The sequence below is a fragment of the Streptomyces sp. PH10-H1 genome, from assembly GCF_030063355.1.
Taxonomy (GTDB): domain Bacteria; phylum Actinomycetota; class Actinomycetes; order Streptomycetales; family Streptomycetaceae; genus Actinacidiphila.
In genome coordinates this window covers 1-25,385 of record NZ_JASISZ010000097.1, presented here as the reverse complement: position 1 = coordinate 25,385, position 25,385 = coordinate 1, and the positions used below count along the sequence as shown (strand labels likewise).

Below are 25,385 nucleotides of genomic sequence, written 5' to 3'. Positions count from 1 at the left end.
CGGCGGCGGCGATGCCGGCGCCGGTGGCCAGGATGGCGCCGGCGGCGGCGGTGATGGCGGCTGCCTTGGCAATACGGGACATCGAAAGTCTCCTTGGGAGGGTTGAGTCCGCCGCAGGGTCACGGCGCTGACTTCACCAACGGGCCTGCTTGGCCGCAGGTCACGGGCGTTACGCCGAACGAGTGCCCGCATCACGCGCCCGTAGTCCCGGGACGCTGGCGGGGGGCCATCCGGGTGAATGCGGGTTGCCGGTGGTGGCGCCGCCCGTGTCGTGGACCGGCAGTGGCTCGTTCATGGGGTGCGACATCGAGATCCGGTCGGGCCTGGCGGTTTCGCCCTTTCCTGCCAGACCCGACCGCATCATCCGTAGCCCTACGGGCGGCGCCCGTGCGTCAGCTGGCATCCCACCAGCGGCCGGCTTCCGGGCGTGGTCAGGGCTTGACCCAAGGCCGGGTAGTTAGGGCCTGCTGGTAATCAACACGCTGGTTTGATCTCGGTGTGGCGGGTGACGCCTTTTCGGTCGGTGTAGCTGTGGAGGTCTTCGAGGGTTCGTAGGCGTGTTCGGGCTGGTGGGATGGTGGTTCTGTCGTCTTCCAGGAGCTGGCGCAGGTCGCGGATGCGGCGGTTGACGGTCTCGGCCGTGACACCGAACAGGTCGGCGATGGCGACTTGTGGCAGGGCTAGGCGTTGATAGAGCATGACGGCCGGCAGACGGTCGGGCAGGGTGAGGATCGGGCGGCGGCCGGTAGTGCCGTCGCCTTTGATGCGTGGTCGTTGGCCTCGGCGTTTGTCGAGTTTGGTCTCTCGTTGTCCGTGGTGCAGGACCAGGAGCCGGTCGATGAGCTGGGCCCACGCTTCGGGGTCCAGGCCGGTGACCGCGGGGTGGGCCAGCCAGGCCAGATCGGGGCTGGGCGCGTCGAACGGGTCAGGGGCGTCCTCGATGCGGGCGAACGGCTCCGGGCGCAACGTGTAGTTCCAGTCCCCGTGCCAGTCGTGGCGGTCCAGCGGCAGGGCGGCCATCTGGGCATCGCCGATCGTGATACCGGTCGGGTAGCTGTTGGTGTCCAGTGCCGCGGCGACTGTCAGCCCGGTGCGCGTGGTGGTCGCGGCGATGCAGTTCAGCACGACCTCGTGGCTGGTCAGCGGCCGTCCGCGCCAGTTCATGCTGATGTGGGCGAAGAGTCGGTGCTCGATGCGGTTCCACTTCGATGTGCCCGGCGGGAGTGTGCAGACGGTGACGGCCAGGCCGGTCTGTTCGGCGAAGGCTGCCAGTTCGGTCTTGAAGGACCTGCGCCGGTAGCCGTTGGACCCGCCGGCGTCACAGGTGATCAGCAGCCGTGGGGCCTGCGGATAGGTGTCCCGGCCGATCGCGGTCCACCAGCGGCGCAGGGACTCTACGGCAAACGCGGCGGTGTCGTGGTCGGTCCCCACGTTGACCTAGCCGGTGTTCGCCGACACGTCGTAGACCCCGTAGGGAATCGCCTTGCCCAACGTCCCGTCGGGGAAGTCGTGGGTGCGCACCGGGACCGGCCGCCCGGCCAGGGCCCACTCGGCCCCGGCGTTGCGTTACTCGCCGATCAACTCCTTCTTTTTCGTGTCCACCGACACCACCGGGTCACCGACTGCTTGGAAGGCTTTGACCTGCTCGTTGATGGAGCGGAACTGTGCGTCCCGGTCGGGGCTCTGTTTGCCCTCGATCGTCTTGGCGTTGCCCTGCAGGCTGAAGCCCTGGGCGTGCAGCAGACCGGCGACCGTGTCGGCCGAACACCGGTGGCCGGACGCGGTCAGTTCCCGGGACAGGTTCCTGGTCGACTTCGTCGTCCAGCGCAGCGGTGACATCGGGTCCCCGCGCATGTCTGGCTCGACCAGCGCCAGCAGCGCGGGGATCAGTTCCGGGTCCAGGTCGGTCAGCTTCGTGCGGCCGCCGCCGGGCCGGCGGACCCGACCGGTCAGCTCCACCGCCGAATCCAGCTCGTCCACCCCGCGCGAGACGGTGCCCTCGCGCATTCCCGCAGCCCGAGCCACCACTCGGATCCCGCCATGCCCTAACGATCGCGCCTCAGCCCCGGCTGTCAGACGGCGCTGCCGTTCGTCCAGGTGCGGGAACAGCGCCTCGAACTTCGCCGTCAGCGACGCCTCGATCTCCACAGATATGCCCATACCACAACAACGAGGTCCAGAACGCGAAGCAACGCTTTGATCTGCGGCAGGCCCTAACTACCCGGCCTTGGGGCTTGACCCCGAACCTTGGACGGCTTATGCGACTGGCACCAGCGTAGTTGGTGTTCTCACGAGCGCAGTTCGTAGGCGAGCGGGCCGCGCTGTCCGAGTCGGGAGTGACAGCGTCGGGTGGTTTGATGACGGCACACTGGCCCGGTGACGACCCTGACCGACGCGCTCGGCGCCGACGACGACCTCCTCGTCGCCTTCCCGCTCCACCCGACCGAGATCCGCATCGGCTACGCCCGGGTGTCCACCGGCGGGCAGAGACTCGACCGGCAGCTCGACGCCCTCACCGCGGCAAAGTGCCGGCGCATCTTCGCGGACAAGAAGTCCGGCAAGAACGACCAGCGCCCGGAGCTGAAGGCGTGCCACGCTTTCCTCCAGTCCGGGGACACCCTCGTCGTTCCGAACCTGGACCGCTACGGCCGATCGCTCCAGAACCTGGTGAAGATGGTCGCCGCCCTGCGCGAACGCGGGATCGGCTTCACCTCGCTGCACGAGCGGATCGACACCACCACCTCCGGCGGCCGCCTGATCTTCCACGAGTTCGCGGCCTTGGCCGAGTTCATCCGGGAGCTGATCGTGCAGGGCACGAACGAGGGCCTGGCTGCCGCGCGGGCCCGCGGCCGCGTCGGCGGCCGGCCCACCGTCGTCAACAACAACCTCCTGCGCGCCGCCCGCGACATGCTGCCCAACCCGGAGAACAGCGTCGAGACGATCGCCAAGATCCTCGGCGTCTCGGTGGGCACCCTCTACAACCACATTCCCGACCTCAAGGAGATCCGCGGCTCCCGGGTGCCCGCCCAGCTCGACGGGGGCGACCGGTAATCGCGCAGCCACAGCCGGGGAGCCTCTGGTCAGCTCGCCCGGCCGATAACGTCGTGGAGATACTGCACGGCGAGCCTTTCGGCGTGGTGGCGGCGTTCGATCGCCGTTCCGGCGTCGTCAAGCCACCGCCGGTAGAGCTCGACGCTGGCGAGGACAGCCCGCCGAGCGTCGTGCAGGTCGTAACCGCAGAGGGTCGCGCGAAGATCGCGTGCCTCGTCCGGTGCGATGGTTTCGAGGTGGCGGACGCCGCGGGGTGAGGCACCTACTCGTTGAGCGGCCAGCGGACCCAGCACGGTCTCGCGCAGGTAGCTAAGGAACCCGATGACCTCGAGGAGCTCGCCACGTCCGAGTTTCGTTGCGCCGTAGTGCACCCAGATCCAGAAACGGTCCTCGATCCACTGGAGGTCGAGCGACTGGGCGGCCAGCGGATGATCCGCGAGCGAGCGGGCCAGGTCGCCGCCCCGGTCCCACAGCACTTCCGGGTCCTCGACGCGCTCGGCGAAGTCGGAGGCGCGCACGAACTTGAAGTCAACATGGAGGAGAGGCGGCCCGACGAGAGTGACGATCAGGCGGGGTTCGCAGACGTGCTCACCGGTGAACCCTGCCACGAGGTCGGCCCACGAGCCGATCAGTGAGAGACGCTCCATCATGACCGAGTCGAATGCCTCATCGTCAATGACCACGATCAGATCTACGTCAGAGTAGATGTCGGGACGTCCCACCGCGATCGACCCCGCGACGGCAACACCGGCCACTCTCGGATCTTGCTGAATCCTCGGGAGCACGTCTCTGAGGAATTGACTGTGGAGAGAGGGGGCGTCCATATGGCTTTCCTTCCCGTGGGAACAAAATCTTCGAACGTACCATGCCGTCGATAGTTGTCCCTACGGATTAGCCTGCGGCCCCGCCGGACTGCCCCCGGGTGCCAGGTCCGTCAGCAGCCCGGGATCACTGACACTCCCCACTGCGCGGTACCGCGCAATGGACGTGGAAACAGGGAGCCCGACGGCACGGCCCTCACCGCGTCCATCCCACTGACACCTCTCGTGGCAGATCGACTGACGTTGTCGTGGCAGACGACACGATGCCCTGCCGCTGCCGTCGACGACGAGCGTGGGCTCGAAGGGTCACCGCCTGCTGCGTAGGGTGTCCACGGACGGCCCCGAGGCTGGGTTGCAGCTGGGGCGTGGGGGCTATGGTCGGCCTGTGGTCAGCAGCTCGTGGATTTCGCGGGCGTGGGGCACGGTGGGGTGAACGGCGGCTTCGCGAGCGAGGTAGCGGTAGCGGTAGCGGTAGCGGCGGCGTACGCGGGCGGAGTCCAGTCTGGTCCCGACGGCCACGGCGTGTTCAGCGGTGGCGTGGGCCGCCTCGAACTGCCCGGTGAACAGCTGGGCCCGGGCCAGGGCGATGGCATCGAAGGCGCGGGAGCGTACCCGGTGTTCGGCACGGCGGTCGGCGGCGGTGGCGAGCAGGCCGATCGCATCGCGGGCATGGCGGGTGTTGTCGGCGGTGCGGGCGAGGAAGAGCAGGACCTCGCCGAGGGTGGAGGAGAGTTCGGACGGCCACCGGCCCCTGCGGCTCATGCTGGGTGCCCAGGGTCCACGTCGAGGACGTCGCTCAAGCGGAGCGGGGAGCCTCGCGGCAGCGACATGGCGTCGCTGTCGACGGGGCTGAGGAGAAACCCGACGTGATCGCCCCAGTCCGCCCGCTGCCCGATACGACCGAGGAACCAAGCGGCCACGTCCATGAGAATCGGAATGCCGTCACGGCCGGGACTCCATCGGACTTGGCTGAACTTGTCGACCTGGTCGCCGGTCTCACCGCCGAACAGCCCGGCAATGTCCTTCTGGTCGGACCCCAGCAGGTGCACAGCCAGAAACGTGGCCCGCTCGGCAACGGGGTAGGTGTGGTTGGCCTTAGACAACCACACAACGAACCGTGGCGGGTCCAGCGAGCACTGCGAGGCGAACCCGACGAGACAACCCGAGCGCTCCCCGTCAGCCGCTGTGGTCACCACGTACATCGGGTAGTCCAGCAGATCGGTGAACCGATCCATATCCACCATGACACTCCCTGATGGTCCGCCTTCGCCCACGTGCGGGGTCAGTTGAAGGTGTCGGGATCCGGTCCGGTGCGCTTACCCTCGTCCAGCTCGCTGATCGCGTTCATGTCGTCCTCGGTCAGCTGGAAGTCGAAGATGTCGATGTTCTGGCGGATGCGCTCGGGTGTCACCGACTTCGGGATGACGATGTTCGTCAGCTGCAGGTGCCAGCGCAGGATCACCTGGGCCGCGGACTTGCCGCGCTGCTCGGCCAGGGACGTAACGGTGGGGTGGTCGAGCACGCCGCCCTGCGCGAGAGGGCTCCACGCCTCAGTGGCGATGCCGTGCTGGGCGTGGAATGCGCGCAGCTCCGCCTGCTGGAGCTGCGGGTGCAGCTCGATCTGGTTCACGGCGGGCGTGGTACCGCTCTCGTCGAGCAGCCGTTGCAGGTGAGCCGGTTGGAAGTTGGACACGCCGATCGCGCGGATCCGACCCTCGGCCTGCAGCTTCTCGAAGGCCCGCCAGGTGTCGAGGTAGCGGTCGCGCGCCGGGGTGGGCCAGTGGATGAGGTACAGGTCCACGTAGTCCAGTCCGAGCTTGCCCGTGCTGGTGTCGAAGGCCGACAAGGTCGCGTCATAGCCCTGGTCGTCGTTCCACAACTTGGTGGTGATGAAGAGGTCCTCACGCGGCAGCCCGGATTCGGCGATCGCCCGGCCGACCCCCGCCTCGTTTCCATAGGCGGCCGCGGTGTCGATGCTGCGGTACCCCGCCTCCAGCGCATGGCTGACCGTCCGAGCCGTCTCGTCCTCAGGGACCTGGAAGACGCCGAAACCGAGCTGGGGGATCTTCACGCGATCGTTCAAGGTGATGTCGGGAACGGTGCGAGAGCTCATGGGCCGTCCTTCTGCTCGAAGTGCGCTGTGCGGTGCGCTGTCAGACACTGGAGTCGAGACAGACAAGCCCAGCACGTCTCAGTCTCGCGCGGCGCGAACGCCACCGCATGCGGGCCCTACCGTAGAGACGCGGTCAGCGCTCCATGAAGGATCCGCTACCCGGCGATCGGGCCCGGCAGGTCGAATCAGCCCATTGATCGGCATAGCTGCCAGATTTGCTCCCCCCAGGACCCCGGGTAGTGGAGCGGGCAGAAGTGCGGTGCGTCCGCCGGCCGGACGAAGAAAATCGCCGTACGGACGGTGTACAAGGAGCGAGCTGTGAACGATCACGTAATCCTGCTCTGGCGACGCTCACGTGATGTTGCCTGTTCAGCGTGACCTGGCGCGGTGGGTGTTAACTTCTTTCCCGTGGCGGAGCACCAGGATGAGACCAGGGCGGCCTACGACGGGATCGTCGAGCTGTATGCGTCGATGTTCGCCGATCGACTGGAGGCGCAGCCGTTCGCGCGGGCCATGGTCGGCACCTTCGCCGAGTTGGTGCGCGGGACGGGGAACCCGCGGGTGGCCGACCTCGGTTGCGGGCCCGGACATCTGACGGCCTTGCTGCACGACCTGGGGCTGGATGCCTTCGGGCTCGACCTCTCCCCAGCCATGGTCGACCACGCCCGGCGGGCCCATCCGGCGCTGCAGTTCGACGAGGCGCGAATGGAGGCCCTTCCAGTTCAGGACGGCGCGCTCGGCGGCGCGCTGGCCCACTACTCGATGATCCACACCCCTCCTGGGGAGCTACCCGCGCTGCTCGCCGAGCAGGCGCGTGTCCTGGCACCAGGTGGCCTGCTCCTGGTCTCGTTCTTCGCGACCGACGCACCCGAGCCAGCTCGGCCTGGACGCGCAGGCAGTGGTAGTGGGAGTTCACGGTCTTACCGACCGCTTCGCACAGGTTTTGCCACAACTGAAAGCGATCTGCCACCTGGATGGCGTCCGGGGCGCCGGTGCGAGCGCCCTCGGCATACGCGCCTCCGCGATCACGACACACGACCTCGACACCCGGGTGCTCGACCAGCCATGCGGCCAGCGTGGCAGCCTCGCAATCCGGCAGGACGTCGATCGGCCGGTGCGTGGCCATGTCGATCAGGATCGTGTTGTAGGAGTGACGGCGACGGATCGCGAAGTCGTCGACCCCCAGTACCGTCACCGCCGGGACCTCGGGTGCTGGCTGCGCGCGGATCATCTTGACAAGCAGGTCCCGGCCGCACGGCATGCCCAGCGTCGTGGCCAGTCGCGCACCGGCCCGGCCGGCCAGCGCGAGTGCGATCGGGACCAGGGCATCGGTCAGTACCGGTGTCCGCCGCGCGAACGGCGTTGTCAGGCCCGGGACCTGCTCGCTGAACGTCGACAGCACGCACGCGTGGTTGTCGCACTTGAAGCGGCGCACCGTCACCACGACCTTCGTCCAGCGACCGGCCGACGGCGCGTCCGCCAGCGTCCGACGGTAGCGCCCGTGAACCCGGGACGATCGCGCCCCGCACCCCCAACACCCTGCGACCTGTGCGGACGACCGCACGAAGAGCGTCACCGACAACCCATCGGACTCGACCCGGTCGACGCAGACCGCTGTCAGATGGGGTAACAGCACGTCAATACTCGGAGATAGGCACGCCGGTCATCCTCCCGGACCCCGCGCAGCGCACCGCGCCAGGTCACGCTGAACAGGCAACATCACGTGATCGTCGCCAGAGCCGAATTTCATGATCGCTCACACGAGCACGCTCCGGGGAGTCCAAGACGGTGAGCAAGACCTCCACCCGGGACCCCAACTCAGCCTCCCAGCAGGCCGGCGAGCGTTCCCGCAGCGGATCCCAGGGCCGACCAAGGACCAGCTGTACGCCGAGGCCAGAAAGCGTGATGGCGGAGGGCCGCTCGTCGATGAACAAGCAGCAGCTCGTCAAAGCCCTTGGCAGCTGACTGCGGATGGCGGTCCTGGGCCCGTGCGGGGTGGGCGCCGCGTCTGGCCCGGGAACGCGCCATATCCCACAGCCCGGCCAGCGAAGGAGTGTCGACGCGTTGCCCCTTACGGCCGCTACCGCTTTGGACTATCCGGCTGGATGCAAACATGGCGGTGCCGACCGGAAGGGGCCTCCGGTCGGCGCCGCCGAGATGCTCTGTGCGGTCTTAGCCGCGCGCGCGGCGCTCCGGCAGCGGGATGACGGCGCCAGGCAGGTCGGGGGTCTCGAAGACCGGGGGAAGACGGATGAGATACGGCGTTCGGCATGCGGCCATATCTTTTCCTCTACCCGCTGGTGTGGCCTCCACCGGGACGCCGCTGGACGGGCGGTCGGCGGCCGATTGCAGGGCGAAGCCGGGAAGCCCGGACGTGCCGAGCCCCCATCATCCTTACGGTAGCGACCGGCCATCCCGGACAGAGTCGACGCCCCAGCCGACCCGTGGGCTCCTGACCGGTCAGCACTGCTCACAGCGGCGGCGGGTACGAGGCGTCCATCCGTACGCCGTGGGCGGGGTGGTGTGGCGCACTCTTTGGATCCCTGGTCTGGATCGCACTGCCGGATCCGTTGCTTCCGCTCCCGCCGGTCGAAAGCGCGGCGCCAGCAGATATCGGAGCGGTTTCGGACCACTGAGTAAGGGAATGCCTGCGCCATGCCTTTGGAGCACGACGACGCGCCCGTGATCATCCTCGCCAACTTCGCCTCCGCGATGGCCGTGGACCTGACGGAACGTGAGGTGCTTCAGCAGTGGGCGACGCAGGCGCCCCGGGAGATTTGGCTGGCCCGCCCGGGCGACGTCCTCGTCACCCCGGTCCCGCTGTCCGACCCCTTCCTTGAGTACGCCTGCTCGCTGCTGGGCGTGGAGCGCGCCTCCGTCGATGTCGTCTCGGTCCCGGACGTCCCGGGTCTGCCGATGGGCGAAAGCGTCCGGCGAAGCCCTCTGTTCGGCTCGCTGCGTGGCCTCGCCGCGCGGCATCCCCTGACACGCCTGCTGCCCACAGCGCTGGACGGCCCCACTCTTGACCTCGCTGCCGACCTCGGTATTCCGGTCGTTCCCTACGGCTGCGGCACGCAATTCTCCGACCCGGATGCCTTGCGGGTGACCGCCCTACTCAACACCAAAGCAGGGTTCCGGGGTGTCGCGGACGAGCTCGGCATGCGGCTCCCGCTGGGCCGGGTCTGCCGGGGCGGCGAACTCCCGTACACCGTCAGGGAGCTACTGGACCGCCACGGGCCCGTGGTGATCAAGCCGGACCGTTCGGCAGCGGGGCACGGTATCCGGTTCGTCTCCCGCCACGATGCGCCGGTTGCGCCTGAACCTGATGCGGGTGGCCTGTGGGTGGTGGAGGAGTTCGTCGCGCACACGCGGTCCATCAGCGCCCAGTTCCTGGCAGAGGCCGGCGGCCCGCGGGTGGTGTTCAGCGGTGAGATGCGCACCTCCGGAGGGTCCTTCACCGGATACCGCTGCCCGCTCACTGATGTCGCGGACGCCACGGTCAAGGAGCTGGAGCAGTGGGGGCTGGGCCTGGGGCGGCATCTGGCAGCCCGCGGATATCTCGGCCCGTACGACATTGATGCCGTCCTGGCCGGCGACGGAACGTTGTACGCGACCGAAAGTAATGTGCGGCGCACCGCCACCACCACGCCCCACGCCATGGTCACCCGGCTCACTCACCCCAGGCAGCAGACCGCCTTGGCGTGGCTGATCGGCAAACGCTCCGCAAAAAGCCGCTACACCTTCCCGCAAGCCCTCACCATGCTGCGCGATGCGGGACTCGCCTACGACCGCACACGTGGCGCGGGGATCGTGCTGTACGCCGACAGCCCCTCCGACGGCGTCAGCTGGCGGTACGCGGCCATCGGAGCCGACCAGGAACACGTTACCGAGCTGGAAGCGGCGCTCACCAGCGTCCTCCACTTCCAGTGATGTCCGGTGCGTCTTCTGCTTGGGGCACGAGGAGGAGTGGGGCACGCAGGGCGGAGCTGTTCCGCCGCCAGGCGTGAAGGACAAACGCACTTAGGCGTTCCTCGAGAAATGTGGTGGCGTCGGCCCCGAAAGCGACATCGGCTGCCAGACCGGGCTCGTCGGCGAGCAGCCCGCCAACGACGTCACGGCGCACCACTTGTTCGTGCACGGCATCCGCCTCGACATGCTCGGCGTAGAAACGTTCGGCGGCCGGCCCCGCTCCGGTGCGCCGTATGGCTCTGGCGAGCCTGAATGAGCCGGGCGACGAGGTCACCTCGACGCAGGCGAAGTGACCGACGAGCGCGCCGCGCAGAGCGCGGTGGAGGCCGAACAAGGACATGACGTTGACCGTGGCGAGCACCTCGGCGGGTGCCGCGTCGAGGTAGTGGCCGTACGTGGCGTTCAGTTGCAGGTCGTGCATCAAGTCGGCGAAGAGCTGCGCATGGACGTTCTCCGCCCGTCCGGCACCGAACTCGTCGTACTCAACGGCGACCATTGCGGCCTTGGCCCGCCCCTGTAGCCGCGGGATGACCCAGACGTGCGGGTCTGCCTCCTTGAGGTGATACAGGGAGCGAAGCGCCGCGTACTCACGGATCTGCCACAACTCCCCCTCGTGCTGGAGGTAGTGGCTGACGCTGTTGGCGTGGTCGGTGGATTCCACGAGGAGCTCGTCGAAGACTTCCTCGACGCTGCGTCCGGCCAGGCTGTCCGCGCGGAGGGCGGTGAGGAAGCGGTTTTCGAGCGCTTGGCGAAGGTGCAGCAGACGGGCATCCCACTCGCGGTCGTCGTCCACCCCGTGGAAGCCGCGGTAGTGCAGTTCGTAGAGCAGATACAAGGCGAGGTGCAGGTCATCGCCGTACGGCTCGGCCTGTGCCACGTCTCCGTGCAGGGGCAGGGGCTGTCGTCCGTCGCGCAGGGCCGACAGGACGCCGACCGACAGGAGGCCGCGCGGCTGCGGGAGCAAGGGGCCGGTGCGCCGGCTCTCAGTGGTTGTCATCATCGTCGTTCCCACTCTGGTCGTCCTGGCTCATCTCGTGCGCGGGCGAGCGATCGGATGGAGAATTCCTGGTGCGCCGCCGATGGCTGGTGTCGCACCACGGGAAGGTGCGACTGCGTCGGCAGGTGCAGATGGCGACGACGAATCGGTCCGAGGAACGGACCGTGCCGTCGTCCATGACTACTTCCACGGGCCCTTCGACCAGAATGGGGCCCTCCTGGTGGATGGTGACGCGTCGTGGATGATCAGGAGCGTTCGGCACGGATGACCACCAGCTCTTCCTTGTCCTCGCCCGGTTCGACCAGGCCCTGCGCGCGGAGCCAGGGCAGCCGCGAGTGGAGAACCGGCCCGAAGGGGACGTACGCGCGGTCGATGACCGTGCCCCGAAGGCCCGCCTCGGACAGACGCTGGAGAGTGGGCTCAATGCCGCACAGCCCTGAGTGCACCATCAGCAGAGCCCCGCGGGACGCCAGCAGTGCGGGCGCGCGGGCGCACACCCGGTCCACGATCTGCCGGCCGTCAACACCGGCGTCCCAGGCGCGGGCAGCACCCCGCGTGCGCAGGAATGACCCTGGCGCGGGCACGTAGGGCGGATTGCTCACGACGAGGTCGAAGGAGCGGCCACGAAGTGGCGCCGCCAGGTCACCGCGGCGCACCGTGATGCGCTGCCGGCTCCGGACAGCGTTGACGCGGGCGGCGGCGACCGCGCGCCAGGAAATATCGGTCGCTGACACCCTGGCCCCCATCCGCGCGGCGAGCAGAGCGAGGGCGCCGCTGCCGGTGCCGACGTCGAGCACCTCCGTGTCCGCGGTGACGGCTTCTTGCGCGAGAGCCTGAGCGAGAAGGTAGGTGTCGGCCTGCGGCGCGTACACGCCGGGCAATCTCCACAGGTCGCCCAGATCCGGCAGGAGCGCGGTAGCGGTCGTCATCGAGCACCTCCGTCACTCATGTTCGCGTCAAGCCCATGCCCGATCGTCATGCTCTCCCTCATCCAGCCTCCGCCCTGCCGTGGCATACCGCCACTCTGGTGATGACGCGCTCCAACGGCGTGATCTGCTCCGCACACCGACCCGCGACAGCGCAGTCGCAGCCGGGGCCGGAGCCGCTCACGGACGCTTCCCCTCGTCATCGATTCGGCTCCTGCCCCCGACTTGCGCATACACGCCGTCGGCCATATCTCCTTCGTGCTCGAATGGCACGGGAGCCCGTGACGAATCCGCACTTCCAGTAGCGCGTGCCGTCGCGTATGTGGTGCGGCGGGAGTTCGGCCGGAGTCATTCGCCGGAGGGTTGAGCGGAAGCGCTGCGCATACGTCGTGCGACTCAGCCGGCCACCAGACGGTTGCCGGCAACTCCGCGTAAACAGTGGCGGCTGGCGCGTACTGCGTGCAGTGCGCGCACGGTCCGGGGAACGACGACCGGAGATCCCACGCCGCAACGCACCGCGATGCGATGCGTTGTGCGCCCGCGTGGCGAAGTCGGGCACGGGTACGCGCCGCAGTACGAGTTCGCATCCCTTGGAGGTTCCACGATGAGCACGGAGCGAGTAACCGGCCCGGACGCGAAAGTGCCGGACCCGCATGTGATCGCGGTTCTTCTCGGTCAGCACGCGCGTGTCAAGGGCCTGTTCGCACGGATGAAGGCAACCGCAGGTCAAGACAGGCAGGAGGCCTTCGGCGAACTGCGGGCGCTGCTGACGGCACATGAGACAGGCGAACAGACAGTGCTTCGTCCGGTGTCGGCGGAGGTGGTCGGCGAGAAGATCGCCGATGCGCGCAACCAGGAAGAGAAGGAAGCCGACAAGGCTCTGGCCGGCCTGGAGAAGATGGACACGACGAGTCCCCAGTTCGATGCGGCGTTCGCACAGTTCGAGAAATCCGTCCTCGCCCACGCCGAGCACGAGGAGGCCGAGGAGTTCCCGACAGTGCGCGCCCATTGCACAGATGAGGAACTGCAGGAGATGGGCCAGCACCTGTTGCGTGCCGACAAGATCCACCCCCGCACCCGGCTTCGATGCCTTCGCAGCGGGCTGGGGTCCTGACAGGGCTCTGGCCTGCAGGCTCACATGATCACCGGGGCTCCGGCCAGGGACTGGCTTCGGCATCAGCCAGGTCCGCGGCCGCCATGAGAGCGCTCGTCTCCCAGCCGGTCCGCCAGTCTGTCCATGGGGGCATGGGCGACCCGGACACGGCGTCCCAGTCGGCCGGGGCGAGCGGTTGCCGCGGGGTCAACTGAGAGTCACAGTGAAGGGGAGAGCATTCGTGCGAGATCGGAGACACCGTGATCGTTTTCGGAGTAATTCTGCTCGTCATCGGGTTCGTGGCCAGTATCTCCATCGTGTGGACTATCGGGATCATCTTGGTCGTCATCGGATTGATTTTGTGGATCCTGGGCTCCATCGGCCACGCGGTTCGCGGGCGGCGGCACTACTGGTAACGGGTGCGACACCCGGGCGCAGGCGAAACTCCGTGCGCTGAACGGGAGACGGACGGCTGCGTTGGTGCATGGCTCATGAGGCAGCCGCCAGCTACGGGGATCCGAACGTCGGCATCAACTGGAGGACCTCGATATCCACAGGAATCCTCATTGCGATCATCGTCGCGGTCGTGCTGATCGCCCTCGCGATCGGCTTGTGGATGATGATCCGCCGCCGGCACCTGAGGGAACGCTTCGGGCCAGAATACGAGCGCCCCGTTGAGGCCGGGGACAGCCGAATGGCCGCTGAGCGTGACTTGCGCGCCCGGGAGCAGCGGCATGACGACCTTGAGATCAAGCCACTCCCGTCGACGACCCGGCAGTAGTACGCCCAGGACTGGACCAGTGTTCAGGCGCGCTTCCTGGACACGCCTGATGAAGCCGTCGGCGAGGCGGACCAACTGGTGACCAGGCTCATGAGGGAACGCGGCTACCTGACCGAGGGATACGAGCAGCAGCTGAAGGACCTGTCGGTCGAACACGGGAGCACGCCGGAGCACTACCGCGCCGCCCACGCGGACCACACGCGGACCGGCCGGAAGGCGACCACCGAGGAACTGAGGGGTGCGATGGTGCACTATCGCCACCTGTTTGACGACCTGCTCACCAACGGCGAGCGGCCGGGCGAGCAGCACACGTGAGCCCCGGCTCGCGCGTACCGCACGGGCAAGGAAGCAAGCGCCCGCCGGACCGTATTCGGACCAGGTGAGAAAACTATGCAGCGCGAAGACAAGGGACGCGAAGGCCAGGGAGTGGGCAGCTACGGCGGCCTGAGCGGTGAAGACCGCCTCACTACCGAGGATCTCGCCCGTCCTCGGGAAGACCTCGAAGCAGGTACCGGAGCCGCATCTGCACCGGACGAGCCGCCTGTGTTCCCCGGCGAGGCCACGGCCACCGGGCAGGCAGAGGACATGCCCGAGTCTTCTGCGGCCACCGTGGAGGAGGAGCCGCTCCTCGGGCCCGAGGAAGCCGAGGGATTCGGTTCCAGGTGGCAGGCGATCCAGACCGACTTCGTCGACGATCCGCAGGATGCCGTCCGCGCGGCCGGACTCGAGGGCCAGTGGGGCCGGGGAGAGGAGGTCGTCACTGAAGATTTGCGCGTCGCGCTTCAGCGCTACCGCTCGTTCTTCAACCGCCTGCTCAGCACGTAACCACCACCACCGCCGGCTCGCAGAGCGGCCCTCACCGACCACCGCGAGACCGCTCACGTGGACACCGCGGTCGGCCCGCGCCGGAATGGCCGGAATGGTTCGCCCCGGGGCGGCGGCGGGGGCGGCCCAGACGACAGTCGCCGGAGCAGGTCGCACCCGGCGCCACTGCGCGCCGGTGACTCACGAAAGGTCGCCAACTATGAGTATCGGCAAGAAGATCGCGCACAAGGCCGAAGCAGTCAAAGGTGGTGCCAAAAAGGCCGTCGGCCGCGTCACTGGTAGTCGGCGTCTCCGGGCCGAAGGCCGCGGTGACCAGGTCAAGGGCAACACCAAACAGGCCGGAACGAAGGTCAAGGACGCCTTCAAACACTGACCGCGGGCTGGTCGGTGGCGGCGTCCACGTAGACCGATTCCAGCGTGCCGATCTTGTGGCCGCCCGCCCGTGTAGGCCGCGGTCCGTCAGGTCACTCGTTGTGCCCGGTGTCGTTTCTTCTGAAGCCGGATCTTGGCCGGGAGCCGTTCCAGGCCGGCGGAGGTCCGTGCGTGTCCCAGCGTCTCCCCGGTCAGCAGCGTCAGTGTGGCCGCGGGTTTCGCGTGCGCCTCCAGCACGAGTTGCACGTGCGCTTCGGGCGCCGTGCGTCGCCCCGTCAGCCGGACATGGGCCCGTGACACTCCCTCCAGTGCCTCGGCCTCAGCCGCCATGACGTGTTCGAGTGCATGCCCCCGCAACCGGGCCCCTCCCCCGTCTCCGCTGTCGACGAGGACCTCGCGAAGGCGACGCCTGTGCAGCTGTGCCAGCAGCCACCACAGCAGGAGCAGGAGCAGCGATCCGAGGACGGCGAAGACGACCGGCCACCACCATCCGTTGTCGCGGAAACGCGTGCGCCCCTGCGTCCCGAGGACCACGTCGTCAGGTCCGGTGAAGGGCCACCAGCTGGGCGTGGAGAAGTTCCAGCGCCGCTGGAGGTCAAGACCGCCGAGCAGCACCCCGCCCCCAAGCGCGAACAGCCCGAGTCCGGCCAGTGCCAGCAGCACCCGGTTGACGGTCTTGAGCATCCGAAGGTCACCCCTTCTTTGGGCGTCGGACGTGCACGAACAGCACAGGCTGCCGGGCGAGCCCGAGCTGCCGCACGCCGTCGGTCAGCGCCGCGTCCAGGTCGGCCCGCACCTCGTCGATGTCGCGGAAGTGCGCCCGCGCCTGGGCGTTGACCTGGCGACGGCTGACGTCGACGCGTACCGATTGCACACCTGGCACCTCCATGGCCCGGTCGCGGAGCACCAGAGCCGCCGCGGAGCGCCCCAGCCCGGCGCGTATGTGCGCGGCGCCCGGGTCCCCGGTGGGCGGCCGCATCGGCAGGAGTGATCGCAGTCCGGGAGTCGCGGCGAGCGCGATCAGCCACAGACCGATAGCCATCGCCACGGCGGCGCCGGCGATCATCCAGGTGTCGTCGAGGTGCCGGGTGGCCAGTTCGTCGGCGAGTCTTCGCCGCCAGCGCATCGCCGGCCGGTCGGCCCGTACGGCGGCCACGTCATACAGCAGGAGTCCGGTGGCCGCGGCTGCGAGCAGCGCGACGATCCCGGCGGCCACCCGCCGTGCGGACCAGAACCGGTGCACGGGCCGGCCGTCCCCGTCCACCGCCGTCGCGTCCGCTTGGTAGGTGTGTGACGCGCCGGAGGCGGACTGCTCCGGGCCGGAGGGAAGGTCGCCTTCGGTCGCCAAGGGCTGAGTGATCGATTCTGGCTCGGTTTCTCTCATCGCACTGTGCCCTCCCCCGACGCTCGCGTGTGCGCGGAGTGAAGCCGCGCAACCGCCACAGCGACTTCGCGCACATCCATACCGGCCAACGTTGTGACCCGTTCGGTCACGGTGCGCCGCACCGCCCCGCACTGTGCACCGATGTCGCTGGGGTAACCCAGCTCAACGGCGACCCGCACTCGTGCCTCGCCCAGGGGGGCGCCCTGCCCGGCGGCCCGCTCGGCCGCAGTGCGCTCGGTGGCCCGGCGGACCGACACCGTCGCGTGCGGCGCCGTGTGCCCGGCCGGGACCTGCGGGACGGCCTCGGGGAAGGCGCGTAGCGCCTCCCGTGCGGCGTGTGAGGCGATCTTCGCGACCACCCGATCGGCGATACGGGTCGCGCCCCGGGCGCCCGCGGGTAGCGCCCCAGCGGCGGCCTCGGCCGGTGCCACCGGTCACCACCGCCGGTCGCCGTGCTCGCGGGTGTGGAAGAAGTCGCCGAGCTCCCAGTCACCGTCGGCAAACCGCCCGGCAACGAACCCGATGGCGCCAAGCACCGCCACCAGCAGGAACGCGCCGAAGCCGCCGAAGTATCCGGCGAAGCCCAGCGCCATCCCGGCGATCAGGCCGACCATGGCCATGCTCATCGTGCGCTCCTTCGCTGCGACCCGGGCCTGCCCGGCGCTACTCGACCCGCGACTCTGCCTGTTCCTCTTCCTCGTCAGGCAGCTTCACATCACTGACCGCGATGTTGACCTCGATGACTTCCAGGCCGGTCATCCGCTCGATGGCAGTGATCACGTTCTCCCGGACATCGCCCGCAACATCGATGATCGAAACGCCGTACTCAACGACGATCTCCAGGTCAACCGCGGTCTGGACGTCGCCGACCTCGACCTTGACCCCGCTGGTGACGGACTTGGCGCCGGCACCGGGCACGCGATCCCGCATGGTCCCCATGCCACGGGCGAACCCACCACCCATCGTGTGGACGCCGGGTACATCCCGGGCCGCCATCCCGGCGATCTTCGCCACCACGCCGTCGGCGATCGTCGTACTGCCTCGCGAGCCCGAATCGCTTCCGTGACCTCCCCCGACGGTCTTCCTGCCACGCTCGCCCACGGACTTCGAATGCGCGGTCTCGGGCCGGTTCGGCCCTTCTGTATCGGTCATCGCCGGTCATCCCTTCCGAGAAGAGAAGCAGCCTGCAACTAACTTTCCTCCACACTACGTATGATTTGCCCGTACCGCTTCAGGGCTGCGGCACGCAGGGGATCCCGCTTTCGAGCGCGCAGACGTCAGCACCAGCCGGTTACGGCAGAGGCTGGACGGAGCACGGCAGTCAGGAGTTGAGGAGCGGTGGAGTCTGACGGATGGGCCCAGTCCGTACGGCAGCAGATCGGCCTGGGCCGACTGCTCCCATTGGGCGCCCCCGAGGACGCGGCCTGGATCACCGAACACGCGGCGACCCGGGTACTGCAGCGGGCCGCCCGCAAAGTGCCCGGCATCCATCTGGACAGCCTCCGGGTCGCCCTCGCCGACCCGGACACCACGCCCGAACCAGTTGTCCCGGCGCCCGCGAGCGCACTGCCGCCCGGTCCACTTCGCATCATTGCCGCGTTCTCGGCCTCGATGCGGCAGCCGCTGCCCGATACCGCCGAATGCCTGCGCCAGGCACTGCTCGCCGCAGCCGAGACACGCCTCGGCCTGGACGCGGCGGAAGTCGACCTGCATGTCACGGGCTTGCTGGAGGGCCACGGGCCCACAGCCGAACTCCCGGTGGATCACGCCGCCGACCTCGAGGACCCCGTGCCGGGCCCGGTGGAGGCAGAGGAGTGGGGCGACGGCCTGGCCGGTGCGGCAGCGGCCGTGCCCGGGGTGGCCCACCTGGCCGCCGCGCTCGGCAGGCTCGCCCACCCGATCACGGTTGAGGACAGCGACGATCCCCCGAGACGGCACGTCCAGGTCCAGCTATCGGTCGCAGCCGCCCACCGTGCCCTGGACGTTGCCCGCGCAGTACGGGCAGTGGTAGCCATTGCCGCAGCGGGCGGTGCCCCCGGGCCAGTCACCGTTGCGGTCCTCGTAACGGCCGTCGAGCCCGGCCAGCGGGGAGCTCCAGGCTGAGACGCGCTGCAGGGGTAGCGCCAGCACCCCGCCACCCCACGGAAGCCAGGGGAGTCAGCGCCGTCGCATGAACATGACAACAGCCACAATAATGACGATCAGGACGACCATACCGATACCTATGTACATCTGTTTCCTCTTCTGTGCGGAGAGTTCGACCCGGCACCGAAGGCGCCGGCCCGCTACTGCGTTCTCCACAACGACTGCCCAATTCTCGCCGCTAAACGGTACAAAGGCCCTCCCTGACGGGCAGCGCCGGGGCCAACCCCAACTCCTTCTGGGCTCCAGGGATGTAGGTGGCCAGGCTCGTCCCGATGTGCCCTGCAAGATCGCGTGGAGGACGTTCCTGTGCGTTCGCGTGGCCTGCTCGTCCGATCCGTAGCGACACCGCGACCGGCCTGTACTCGGAGCCTGTAGCGGCCGAGTTCCTGGAGCACGCCCAGGAAGAGCAGATCCACGCGGACAAGCTCGCGCAGCGGATCGCCCAATTGGGCGGTGAACCCGACTTCGATCCCGAGACCCTGAGCGGCAGGTCGCACACCCCCTACGACGCGAGCCTGGACCTCATCGAAACATCACGGAGGACCTGGTAGCCGAACGCGTGGCCATCGCGTCCTACACCGAGATCGCCGCGTGGCTCGGCGACAAGGACCCCACGACACGTCGCGTGTTCGAGGAACTACTGGCACAGGAGGAAGAGCACGCAGGCGATCTACGGGGCCTGCTGGAACGGATTCCGAAGGACCGGTAAGGACCGGTAGCGGACCTGGGCGGTGCGGCGCGGCGGGTTCGCTGTTCAACGAGCGTGCTCGTGGAGGGCTGCCACCCCGCACGGCGTAGGGGTCGGACGATGAGGGACGGCGTGGCAAGCGGGATGCCGGCCCAGGGCCGGTGGACCCCTTCGCTGGGGAGCGGCGTACCCAACCAGCACGAATTCCGGGTTTGCGAGAAAATTGCCCTGCCCGAGGTGGGATGTCGTGGTCGGCACCAGTCTCGGCAGGCGCGGTCGGCGCTGATCCGCCGTCCTGTGCCCAGGCTCCGGGAAACGAGGAACGGAGAGCGCCATGGCAGATGCGAAGCTGGACCCAGCTGCGGAGTTCCCGCTCCACGTCCTGCGGGACTATGCGTTGATCGCGGATGGCGAGCGCGGGATCCCGGTGGGTCCGCGTGGGGACTTCGCGTGGATGTGCGTGCCGCGGTGGGATTCCGACGCGGTGTTCTCCACTTTGATCGGAGGCGCTGGCACGTATGCCGTCACCCCCACTGCGCGGCGGTTTGTGTGGGGTGGTTCCTACGAGGCCGGAACGCTGATCTGGTGCAGCCGCTGGGTCACCAATTCCCAAATGCTGGAGTGCCGGGAAGCGCTGGCCTTTCCGGGTGACCCGCACACCGCTGTAGTGCTGCGACGCGTCGTGGCCAGCGACGGCGATGCGCAGGTGCGGGTGGTGCTGGACCCGAGGGCAGGTTTCGGTCATCACCGGATGAGCCGACTGTCCCAGGAAGGCGGGGTGTGGACCGCTCGCTGCGGACCGCTGTATCTGCGCTGGTCCGGGGCGGGAACAGCTGTTGCTCGGCATAACGGCTGCCTGGAGGGGATCATCACGGTGCCCAGCGGCCGCTACCACGACCTCGTGCTGGAGATCTCCGATCAGCCGCTCGGACAGGACCTTGCGGAGCCCGAACGGTTGTGGTCTGCGACGGCGGCGGGGTGGCGCCAGGCCGTCCCGGATATCGCGGGCACGATCGCCGATGGGGACGCCCTGCACGCCTACACCGTGCTCCAAGGGCTCACCAGCGTCGGCGGCGGGATGGTCGCGGGGGCCACGATGTGCTTGCCGGAGCGCGCCGAGCAGGGCCGCAACTATGACTACCGGTACGCCTGGATCCGCGACCAGTGCTACGCCGGGCAGGCCGTTGCCGCGTGCGGGGCGTATCCGCTGGCTGGTCTGCGGGCCATCGCCACCCATGCCCCAGCCGCTCAGGGCGCCGCATGGAGCGGCCTGGCCGACGCCGTGCTGGCCGATGTCGCCGGGGACTGTCTGCATGCCACCGGGCGCTGGCAGCGTTCCCCCGGCGACGAGCGGGTCGATTCCGCGCTGCTGATCCCGGCGATCCGCGGCGCGCTGTCGCCACAGGACCCGCGGACCGTGACGACTCTCGCCGCGATCATGGAGGAGCTCGGCCAGGACGGCTTCGCGTACCGGTTCCGGCACGACGAGCGGCCCCTTGGCGTCGCGGAGGGCGCGTTCCTGCTGTGCGGTTTCATGACCAGCCTTGCCCTGCATCAACAGGGCCGGGAGTCGAGGCGAACCGGTGGTTCGAACGCAACCGGGCCGCCTGCGGAACACCGGGTCTGCTCGCCGAAGAGTACGACGTTACGCAACGTCAGATGCGCGGCAACCTGCCCCAGGCCTTCGTCCACGCCCTGCTGCTGGAGACCGCGCGGCGGCTGGCCGAACTCTCGCCACAGCACTGACGAACAGTGCGGCGCCACAACCGGACAACGACACGGAGGTCAGCGTGAGCATGAAACAGGCAGGACAAGTGGTTGTGGTGACCGGCGCCAGTGGCGGCATCGGACGGGCGACCGCGCAGGCGTTCGGCGCCCGCGGGGCGAAGGTCGCCCTGATCGCGCGCGGCGAGGCCGGCCTGGCAGGAGCGGCGCGTGACGTCGAGCGGGCCGGCGGCCAGGCGCTGCGGTTGCCCGTGGACGTCGCCGACCCCGAGCAGGTCGAGGCCGCCGCTGCCACGACAGAGGAGACGTTCGGCCCTATCGACGTGTGGGTCAATGTGGCGTTCACCTCGGTGTTCGCGCAGTTCCACGACATCACGCCCGAGGAGTACAAGCGGGTCACAGAGGTCAACTATCTCGGCTACGTCTACGCCACCATGGCCGCACTGAAGCGGATGCTGCCCCGCGATGCCGGGACGATCGTGCAGGTGGGTTCAGCGCTGGCCTACCGGGGGATTCCGTTGCAGACCGCGTACTGCGGCTCCAAGCACGCCATCCAGGGGTTTCATGAGGCGCTGCGTTGCGAGTTGCTGCACAACAAGAGCAACGTGCACGTGACCATGGTCCAGATGCCGGCGGTGAACACCCCGCAGTTCGACTGGGTACTGTCCCGGCTCCCCAAAGCCGCGCAACCAGTGCCCCCGATCTACCAGCCGGAAGTGGCCGCCCGCGGCATCCTGTACGCGGCCGACTATCCGCGGCGCAGGGAGTACTGGGTTGGCGGCAGCACGGCGGCGACCCTGATCGCGAACGCGGTCGCGCCGGGCCTGCTGGACCGATACCTGGCCAGGACCGGCTTCTCCTCGCAGCAGGTCGACCGGCCGCTACCGAAGAACCATCCGACGAATCTGTGGCTGCCTGCCGACGGGGCGGATGGCCGTGACTACACCGCGCACGGCAGTTTCGACGCTCGGTCCAAGGACCGCAGCGCCCAGCTGTGGGCGTCCGAGCATCATGGGGTACTCGCCGTCGGTGCGGCCGCGCTCCTCACCGCTGCGCTGGTCGGCGTTCGGGCACGGCGGTAAGCGACCTGCCGGCCACGCGGGCCTGACGTCGGGAAGCCCGACGATCGTCGGCGCCCAGCGCGCGTCGTACCCGACGCTCATAGGCTCGCCGGTGCGTAGCCGATTTTTCGGCGGGTAGGCGCTGGGCGCGGCGAGGGATCGCCGACCGACCGGGAGAACGGGATCAGGCCCGTCGACGGTAGCGATGTCCGCGGCGGAGAGCTGGGCTCGGCGGATGAGCGGAGAGGTGGCGCATGGATGCCGTTCCTGAGGTGCCGGGCGTGCCGGACCGGGCGATGCGGGGCATCGACCGGATGGCGGGCAATATCGAGACCGGGCGGTTCGAACGCAGCCTGTCGGCGTTGACGGCGGCCGGGGCCTTGGTTACGGCGGCGGAGATCTACTTCGAGCATGACTCGGCGAGTTTCGGCAACAAGATGATGTGGCTGCCGGTGGTACTCGGCCCGGTGGGTGCGGTCGCTGGTGTGGCAGGGTTCGTCTGCCGCCGGATGGCCAAGACCGCGTTGCCGTTGGCATCCGCGGCCATCGTGGTCAACGGGCTGCAGGGTACCTATCTGCACGCGCGGGGGATCGCGCAGAAGCCCGGTGACTGGTCGAACGCCCGCTACAACCTGGAGATGGGCCCACCCCTGTTCGCCCCGCTGCTGGTGACCATGGTCGGCGGGATGGGTCTGCTCGCGGCGGTCCTGCGGCGGGAAGAATGAGCGGCCCCGCGAGCGCTGCGCGGGGCGGCCGGTTTCCCGACTTCGACGTGGTCGGCCAAGCGGCGCACTGGATCCGGTAACGGCGGGTGTGGTCCTGTCCCGACTCGCCGCGCCATCCGCAGTGCGGTTCTTCACGCCGCAGGAACAGGCGACCGCGACCGCACTGTGCGATCAACTTCTCGACCAGCACGATGAGCCGAAGGTTACGGTGGTGAGCCTGATCGATGCCCGGCTGGCCGAACAGCAGACCGACGGCTGGCGCTACCAGGACATGCCGGAGGACGGTCAGGCGTGGCGGGTGTCACTGGCCGCGCTGGACACGGACGCGGTCGCGCGATTCGGCGGCACCTTCGCGACCTGCTCGCCGGAGCACCAGGCGCGGTAGATCCAAGCCGTGCAGGATGCGGGCTCCGGTCACTGGCACGGCTTCCATGCCGGGCATGTGTGGAGTCCGTGGACCCGCTACGCGTGCACGGCGTTCTACGCCCGCCCCTGGGCGTGGAGCAAGATCGGCTTCCCCGGGCCGGTCTCGGCCCGGGTGGCGAAGCGGTGCCGGTGGATGTACTCGACCTTGATCAGCGAGTTGAACGACTCGGCAGCGGCGTTGTCCAGGGCTGATCCCACCCGCCCCATGGACTGCACCACACCCAGCCTGTCGCACAGGTTGTTGTACGCCTCGCTGGTGTACTCGCTCCCCGGTCGCTGTGGAAGATCACGCCGTCGACCTGGCCGCCGCGGGTCGCGGCCGCCATCTTCAGCGACGCCCCGACCAGCGCGGCGTCGTGGTGCGTGCCCATCGCGTAGCCCAGCAGGCGGCGCGAGAACAGGTCCAGGACAGTGGCGAGGCAGAGCTTACCCTCGCCGGTCTCGATCTCGGTCACGTCGCCCGCCCACAACACGTCGGGCGCGACCGCGTCGAACCGTCGATGCACCAGGTCAGGGGCCGCTCGGCGCTTGCCCGGCCGGGTCAGCGAGCGACGCCGGCGCGGCGGCTTGCGGCCCTGCAGGCCCAGGTCCGCCATGACCTCGGCGACCGTGTTCACCGAGACCTGCCAGCCCTCGGCCCACAGGTCCAGCGTGCTCCTCGGCGAGCCGTAGGTGTCACCCGACCCGCGGAAGAAGTGCGTGATCCTCTCCTCCAGCCGCACCCTCCCGACCTCGCGCTTCGTGGGCACGGCCGGGCCGCCGCGCCACTTGTAGAACCACGCCTCGGACACCCCGAGCGCGCGGCAGGCAACCGTGTGCGGGATGTCATGCACGGTCCGCTGATCGCTGATCACCCCGACGAGCAACGCCGGGTCCCCCTCAGCTACTTCACCCACAGGACCACGCAGCGTTTGATGACATCGCGCTCCATCGCCAGCTCCTTGCTGTCCTTCTTCAGCAACGAGCCCTCCTGCCGCAGCCGGGCCAGTTCCCCGCGCTCGGGCACACTCAGCGTCCCGTCCCCGCCGGCCCTCCTCGCCCGCGACACCCAGCTCGCCAGCGTCATGTCGTTGATCCCCAGCTCCTTCGCGACCACCGCGATCGGCCGCCCGGTCTCCGCCACGATCCGCACAGCCCCCTCGCGGAACTCGGCGTCGAACTTCCGCCTCTTGTCTGCCATGACCCCAACTTCCCCTGCAGTCAAGGTCCTCACGCTATCGGGGGAATGTCACTCATGGACATCACGCCAGGGCTGCCCGCGACGGACAACTTCCAGCACTGGCCGCCGTGGCGGCCGCTCGTAGTCGAGACCGCCCGCCGCGTACGCGACTACACCGGCGGCACTCTGGTGATGCCCATGACTGTCCTGGTCGAGCAGTACTGGCGCGAGATCAGCGCGGGCCTCGCCCAACATGCCATTCCGGTACGGCACTTCGTCCTCCATGCTGACCAAGACACCCTCCGCGGGCGCATCGAGGGGGACGCTCTTCTTGGCCCCTCCCCATTCCGTCTCAAATACCTTGAGCCCTACACCGAGGCGGCCCGCACGTGGCTACGCGGCGAGGCCGAGGTCGTCGACACCACGCACCTCACGCCCGCCCAGGCCGCCCCGCAGATCGCAGAGGCCGTCAGGAGTTGAGGTCCACCCGCCACGCGAAACAGGCGCAGGTGGCAACAAAGAACGACCTTCCGTTGTCAAGCAGTGCGAATGGACTCAACCAGGGGCCCAGCTCAGCCCAGCACCGCGGTGTCATCTACCCCGAAAAGTCGCATCGATCTTCTGGGCAAGGCGGCTGGGCTCTCGATCGACTCCATGCCCTCCAGGAAAGCGCCCGCCGGCCCTCGGGGTGCTGGTTGCCCGGAACTGATTCCAACAAGGATGACAATTCAGCGAAGGTTGCAAGAAGCGTGACCATTTGCTTCTAACATGCGTGTCCCGCGCGGAGTGAACCGCCAGGTCACCACGGCCTGACGGTTCCAACTACCGCGTCCCGGCACACCGGTGCGACTTTTCGTCTTGGTTGGCATCTGATCGCGGTGGTTGGCACTCCAAGGTCGGCATGCCTCCGTCGATGTGATTGGTCGAGGTAGTTGTCACTTGGTCGCGGCAACTGTCACCAGCAGGGAGCCGGCGATGATCGATCATTGAGCCGGGATGTCCTGTCGCATTCAAGCTGTCGGATTCTCACGCGATCTCATCCCGTGCTGGCAGATTCTCACTGACCGCGCTCTGGGCAGGGGTGAGCCAGGTTGTCCATCCGCCCATCCAGGCGGGCTCGACAG

Annotated in this window: 28 protein-coding genes and 6 pseudogenes; 18 read left to right on the top strand and 16 right to left on the bottom strand. The window is 68.5% G+C overall.

The window, feature by feature from the left end:
* Positions 1-474: 474 nt before the first annotated feature.
* Positions 475-2,160: pseudogene (locus tag QMK24_RS36330) on the bottom strand (ISAzo13 family transposase).
* A 216-nt stretch (positions 2,161-2,376) separates the two neighbouring features.
* Between QMK24_RS36330 and QMK24_RS36325 the strand changes: the two are divergent.
* Complete coding sequence (locus QMK24_RS36325) at positions 2,377-3,051, top strand: recombinase family protein (RefSeq protein ID WP_502962656.1); 675 nt, start codon at positions 2,377-2,379, stop codon at positions 3,049-3,051.
* 29 nt (positions 3,052-3,080) lie between these two features.
* Here the strand turns inward: QMK24_RS36325 and QMK24_RS36320 are convergent, their stop codons facing one another.
* From QMK24_RS36320 to QMK24_RS36305, 4 genes are all read right to left on the bottom strand, one after another.
* Entirely contained in the window at positions 3,081-3,875 is a 795-nt protein-coding gene (locus QMK24_RS36320) for a nucleotidyltransferase domain-containing protein (protein WP_283471141.1), read from the bottom strand.
* A 369-nt stretch (positions 3,876-4,244) separates the two neighbouring features.
* Positions 4,245-4,634 (bottom strand): hypothetical protein, encoded by a 390-nt coding sequence (locus tag QMK24_RS36315; protein WP_283471140.1) that lies wholly within the window; start codon positions 4,632-4,634, stop codon positions 4,245-4,247.
* Positions 4,631-5,116, bottom strand: a complete 486-nt coding sequence (locus tag QMK24_RS36310) for a flavin reductase family protein (RefSeq protein WP_283471139.1) — start codon at positions 5,114-5,116, stop codon at positions 4,631-4,633. Before QMK24_RS36310 ends, QMK24_RS36315 begins: the two co-directional genes overlap by 4 nt.
* Positions 5,117-5,154: 38 nt before the next feature.
* A complete protein-coding gene (locus tag QMK24_RS36305; protein ID WP_283471138.1) occupies positions 5,155-5,985 on the bottom strand; it encodes an aldo/keto reductase in 831 nt (276 codons plus the stop codon).
* A gap of 408 nt (positions 5,986-6,393) precedes the next feature.
* Here QMK24_RS36305 and QMK24_RS36300 point away from each other — a divergent pair.
* A pseudogene (locus QMK24_RS36300) lies at positions 6,394-6,867 on the top strand (class I SAM-dependent methyltransferase); the annotation flags it as partial.
* A gap of 16 nt (positions 6,868-6,883) precedes the next feature.
* On the opposite strand, the pseudogene QMK24_RS42100 reads toward QMK24_RS36300, so the two are convergent.
* Positions 6,884-7,549, bottom strand: a pseudogene (locus tag QMK24_RS42100) (ISL3 family transposase); the annotation flags it as partial.
* Positions 7,550-7,746: 197 nt separating this feature from the next.
* On the opposite strand from QMK24_RS42100, the pseudogene QMK24_RS42095 reads away from it, so the two are divergent.
* Together QMK24_RS42095 and QMK24_RS36295 are read left to right on the top strand one after the other, a co-directional pair.
* A pseudogene (locus tag QMK24_RS42095) lies at positions 7,747-7,950 on the top strand (plasmid stabilization protein); the annotation flags it as partial.
* Positions 7,951-8,640: 690 nt separating this feature from the next.
* Positions 8,641-9,915: a preATP grasp domain-containing protein gene (locus QMK24_RS36295; protein ID WP_283471137.1), complete on the top strand. Its 1,275-nt coding sequence runs from the start codon at positions 8,641-8,643 to the stop codon at positions 9,913-9,915.
* Here the strand turns inward: QMK24_RS36295 and QMK24_RS36290 are convergent.
* The 3 genes from QMK24_RS36290 to QMK24_RS36280 are packed head-to-tail and all read right to left on the bottom strand — an operon-like array spanning position 9,890 to position 11,880.
* Positions 9,890-10,954: an iron-containing redox enzyme family protein gene (locus QMK24_RS36290; RefSeq protein WP_502962655.1), complete on the bottom strand. Its 1,065-nt coding sequence runs from the start codon at positions 10,952-10,954 to the stop codon at positions 9,890-9,892. The genes QMK24_RS36295 and QMK24_RS36290 overlap by 26 nt on opposite strands.
* On the bottom strand, positions 10,938-11,213 hold the full coding sequence (locus QMK24_RS36285; RefSeq protein ID WP_283471136.1) for a CDGSH iron-sulfur domain-containing protein: 276 nt from the start codon (positions 11,211-11,213) through the stop codon (positions 10,938-10,940). Before QMK24_RS36285 ends, QMK24_RS36290 begins: the two co-directional genes overlap by 17 nt.
* Entirely contained in the window at positions 11,197-11,880 is a 684-nt protein-coding gene (locus QMK24_RS36280; protein ID WP_283471135.1) for a HemK2/MTQ2 family protein methyltransferase, read from the bottom strand. The genes QMK24_RS36285 and QMK24_RS36280 overlap by 17 nt, the downstream gene beginning before the upstream one ends.
* 601 nt (positions 11,881-12,481) lie before the next feature.
* Here QMK24_RS36280 and QMK24_RS36275 point away from each other — a divergent pair.
* From QMK24_RS36275 to QMK24_RS36255, 5 genes and pseudogenes are all read left to right on the top strand, one after another.
* Complete coding sequence (locus tag QMK24_RS36275; protein WP_283471134.1) at positions 12,482-12,991, top strand: hemerythrin domain-containing protein; 510 nt, start codon at positions 12,482-12,484, stop codon at positions 12,989-12,991.
* 239 nt (positions 12,992-13,230) lie between these two features.
* On the top strand, positions 13,231-13,386 hold the full coding sequence (locus QMK24_RS36270) for a DUF6131 family protein (protein ID WP_283471133.1): 156 nt from the start codon (positions 13,231-13,233) through the stop codon (positions 13,384-13,386).
* Between the two features lie 131 nt (positions 13,387-13,517).
* Positions 13,518-14,066: pseudogene (locus tag QMK24_RS36265) on the top strand (hypothetical protein).
* Positions 14,067-14,141: 75 nt separating this feature from the next.
* The gene (locus QMK24_RS36260) at positions 14,142-14,576 is read left to right on the top strand and encodes a hypothetical protein (RefSeq protein WP_283471132.1); all 435 of its coding nucleotides are present in this window, start codon (positions 14,142-14,144) and stop codon (positions 14,574-14,576) included.
* Positions 14,577-14,775: 199 nt separating this feature from the next.
* Entirely contained in the window at positions 14,776-14,949 is a 174-nt protein-coding gene (locus tag QMK24_RS36255; RefSeq protein WP_283471131.1) for a CsbD family protein, read from the top strand.
* An 86-nt stretch (positions 14,950-15,035) separates the two neighbouring features.
* On the opposite strand, the gene amaP is transcribed toward QMK24_RS36255, so the two are convergent.
* From amaP to QMK24_RS36230, 5 genes are read right to left on the bottom strand one after another with little or no spacing between them, the layout of a single operon-like run.
* Positions 15,036-15,632, bottom strand: a complete 597-nt coding sequence (gene amaP / locus QMK24_RS36250) for an alkaline shock response membrane anchor protein AmaP (protein ID WP_283471130.1) — start codon at positions 15,630-15,632, stop codon at positions 15,036-15,038.
* A gap of 7 nt (positions 15,633-15,639) precedes the next feature.
* A complete protein-coding gene (locus tag QMK24_RS36245) occupies positions 15,640-16,332 on the bottom strand; it encodes a DUF6286 domain-containing protein (protein WP_283471129.1) in 693 nt (230 codons plus the stop codon).
* Positions 16,329-16,763, bottom strand: a complete 435-nt coding sequence (locus tag QMK24_RS36240) for an Asp23/Gls24 family envelope stress response protein (RefSeq protein WP_283471128.1) — start codon at positions 16,761-16,763, stop codon at positions 16,329-16,331. Before QMK24_RS36240 ends, QMK24_RS36245 begins: the two co-directional genes overlap by 4 nt.
* A 3-nt stretch (positions 16,764-16,766) precedes the next feature.
* On the bottom strand, positions 16,767-16,958 hold the full coding sequence (locus QMK24_RS36235) for a hypothetical protein (RefSeq protein WP_283471127.1): 192 nt from the start codon (positions 16,956-16,958) through the stop codon (positions 16,767-16,769).
* Between the two features lie 37 nt (positions 16,959-16,995).
* Positions 16,996-17,484, bottom strand: a complete 489-nt coding sequence (locus QMK24_RS36230; RefSeq protein WP_283471125.1) for an Asp23/Gls24 family envelope stress response protein — start codon at positions 17,482-17,484, stop codon at positions 16,996-16,998.
* 186 nt (positions 17,485-17,670) lie between these two features.
* On the opposite strand from QMK24_RS36230, the gene QMK24_RS36225 reads away from it, so the two are divergent.
* The 8 genes and pseudogenes from QMK24_RS36225 (at position 17,671) to QMK24_RS36195 (ending at position 23,061) form a co-directional block, all read left to right on the top strand.
* On the top strand, positions 17,671-18,435 hold the full coding sequence (locus QMK24_RS36225; RefSeq protein ID WP_283471124.1) for a nucleopolyhedrovirus P10 family protein: 765 nt from the start codon (positions 17,671-17,673) through the stop codon (positions 18,433-18,435).
* A 314-nt stretch (positions 18,436-18,749) separates the two neighbouring features.
* Positions 18,750-19,028: a ferritin-like domain-containing protein gene (locus QMK24_RS36220; protein ID WP_283471123.1), complete on the top strand. Its 279-nt coding sequence runs from the start codon at positions 18,750-18,752 to the stop codon at positions 19,026-19,028.
* Positions 19,029-19,036: 8 nt separating this feature from the next.
* On the top strand, positions 19,037-19,186 hold the full coding sequence (locus tag QMK24_RS36215) for a hypothetical protein (RefSeq protein WP_283471122.1): 150 nt from the start codon (positions 19,037-19,039) through the stop codon (positions 19,184-19,186).
* 313 nt (positions 19,187-19,499) lie between these two features.
* Positions 19,500-20,672 (top strand): annotated as a pseudogene (locus tag QMK24_RS36210) (trehalase-like domain-containing protein); the annotation flags it as partial.
* A 152-nt stretch (positions 20,673-20,824) separates the two neighbouring features.
* Positions 20,825-20,911 carry a hypothetical protein gene (locus tag QMK24_RS41610; protein WP_349307926.1) on the top strand — a complete coding sequence of 29 codons (87 nt, stop codon included), beginning with the start codon at positions 20,825-20,827 and terminating at the stop codon, positions 20,909-20,911.
* A gap of 50 nt (positions 20,912-20,961) precedes the next feature.
* The gene (locus QMK24_RS36205) at positions 20,962-21,972 is read left to right on the top strand and encodes an SDR family oxidoreductase (protein ID WP_283471142.1); all 1,011 of its coding nucleotides are present in this window, start codon (positions 20,962-20,964) and stop codon (positions 21,970-21,972) included.
* Between the two features lie 233 nt (positions 21,973-22,205).
* Positions 22,206-22,676, top strand: coding sequence for a hypothetical protein (locus QMK24_RS36200; RefSeq protein ID WP_283471121.1), 471 nt, complete (start codon positions 22,206-22,208; stop codon positions 22,674-22,676).
* An 88-nt stretch (positions 22,677-22,764) separates the two neighbouring features.
* The gene (locus QMK24_RS36195; protein WP_283471120.1) at positions 22,765-23,061 is read left to right on the top strand and encodes a gluconate 2-dehydrogenase subunit 3 family protein; all 297 of its coding nucleotides are present in this window, start codon (positions 22,765-22,767) and stop codon (positions 23,059-23,061) included.
* 190 nt (positions 23,062-23,251) lie between these two features.
* Here the strand turns inward: QMK24_RS36195 and QMK24_RS36190 are convergent, their stop codons facing one another.
* Positions 23,252-23,998 (bottom strand): DDE-type integrase/transposase/recombinase, encoded by a 747-nt coding sequence (locus QMK24_RS36190; RefSeq protein ID WP_283471119.1) that lies wholly within the window; start codon positions 23,996-23,998, stop codon positions 23,252-23,254.
* Positions 23,986-24,282 (bottom strand): transposase, encoded by a 297-nt coding sequence (locus QMK24_RS36185; protein ID WP_283471118.1) that lies wholly within the window; start codon positions 24,280-24,282, stop codon positions 23,986-23,988. The genes QMK24_RS36190 and QMK24_RS36185 overlap by 13 nt, the downstream gene beginning before the upstream one ends.
* A 45-nt stretch (positions 24,283-24,327) precedes the next feature.
* Between QMK24_RS36185 and QMK24_RS36180 the strand changes: the two genes are divergently transcribed.
* The gene (locus QMK24_RS36180; protein ID WP_283471117.1) at positions 24,328-24,741 is read left to right on the top strand and encodes an ATP-binding protein; all 414 of its coding nucleotides are present in this window, start codon (positions 24,328-24,330) and stop codon (positions 24,739-24,741) included.
* The last annotated feature ends 644 nt before the right edge of the window (positions 24,742-25,385 follow it).

Coding starts and splice junctions, on each gene's coding strand:
- QMK24_RS36320 (WP_283471141.1), bottom strand. CDS start 3,875: ATGGACGCCCCCTCTCTCCACAGTCAATTCCTCAGAGACGTGCTCCCG.
- QMK24_RS36315 (WP_283471140.1), bottom strand. CDS start 4,634: ATGAGCCGCAGGGGCCGGTGGCCGTCCGAACTCTCCTCCACCCTCGGC.
- QMK24_RS36310 (WP_283471139.1), bottom strand. CDS start 5,116: ATGGTGGATATGGATCGGTTCACCGATCTGCTGGACTACCCGATGTAC.
- QMK24_RS36305 (WP_283471138.1), bottom strand. CDS start 5,985: ATGAGCTCTCGCACCGTTCCCGACATCACCTTGAACGATCGCGTGAAG.
- QMK24_RS36295 (WP_283471137.1), top strand. CDS start 8,641: ATGCCTTTGGAGCACGACGACGCGCCCGTGATCATCCTCGCCAACTTC.
- QMK24_RS36290 (WP_502962655.1), bottom strand. CDS start 10,954: ATGATGACAACCACTGAGAGCCGGCGCACCGGCCCCTTGCTCCCGCAG.
- QMK24_RS36280 (WP_283471135.1), bottom strand. CDS start 11,880: ATGACGACCGCTACCGCGCTCCTGCCGGATCTGGGCGACCTGTGGAGA.
- QMK24_RS36275 (WP_283471134.1), top strand. CDS start 12,482: ATGAGCACGGAGCGAGTAACCGGCCCGGACGCGAAAGTGCCGGACCCG.
- QMK24_RS36260 (WP_283471132.1), top strand. CDS start 14,142: ATGCAGCGCGAAGACAAGGGACGCGAAGGCCAGGGAGTGGGCAGCTAC.
- QMK24_RS36255 (WP_283471131.1), top strand. CDS start 14,776: ATGAGTATCGGCAAGAAGATCGCGCACAAGGCCGAAGCAGTCAAAGGT.
- amaP (WP_283471130.1), bottom strand. CDS start 15,632: ATGCTCAAGACCGTCAACCGGGTGCTGCTGGCACTGGCCGGACTCGGG.
- QMK24_RS36245 (WP_283471129.1), bottom strand. CDS start 16,332: ATGAGAGAAACCGAGCCAGAATCGATCACTCAGCCCTTGGCGACCGAA.
- QMK24_RS36235 (WP_283471127.1), bottom strand. CDS start 16,958: ATGAGCATGGCCATGGTCGGCCTGATCGCCGGGATGGCGCTGGGCTTC.
- QMK24_RS36230 (WP_283471125.1), bottom strand. CDS start 17,484: ATGACCGATACAGAAGGGCCGAACCGGCCCGAGACCGCGCATTCGAAG.
- QMK24_RS36220 (WP_283471123.1), top strand. CDS start 18,750: ATGTGCCCTGCAAGATCGCGTGGAGGACGTTCCTGTGCGTTCGCGTGG.
- QMK24_RS41610 (WP_349307926.1), top strand. CDS start 20,825: ATGCGCGGCAACCTGCCCCAGGCCTTCGTCCACGCCCTGCTGCTGGAG.
- QMK24_RS36205 (WP_283471142.1), top strand. CDS start 20,962: ATGAAACAGGCAGGACAAGTGGTTGTGGTGACCGGCGCCAGTGGCGGC.
- QMK24_RS36200 (WP_283471121.1), top strand. CDS start 22,206: ATGGATGCCGTTCCTGAGGTGCCGGGCGTGCCGGACCGGGCGATGCGG.
- QMK24_RS36185 (WP_283471118.1), bottom strand. CDS start 24,282: ATGGCAGACAAGAGGCGGAAGTTCGACGCCGAGTTCCGCGAGGGGGCT.
- QMK24_RS36180 (WP_283471117.1), top strand. CDS start 24,328: ATGTCACTCATGGACATCACGCCAGGGCTGCCCGCGACGGACAACTTC.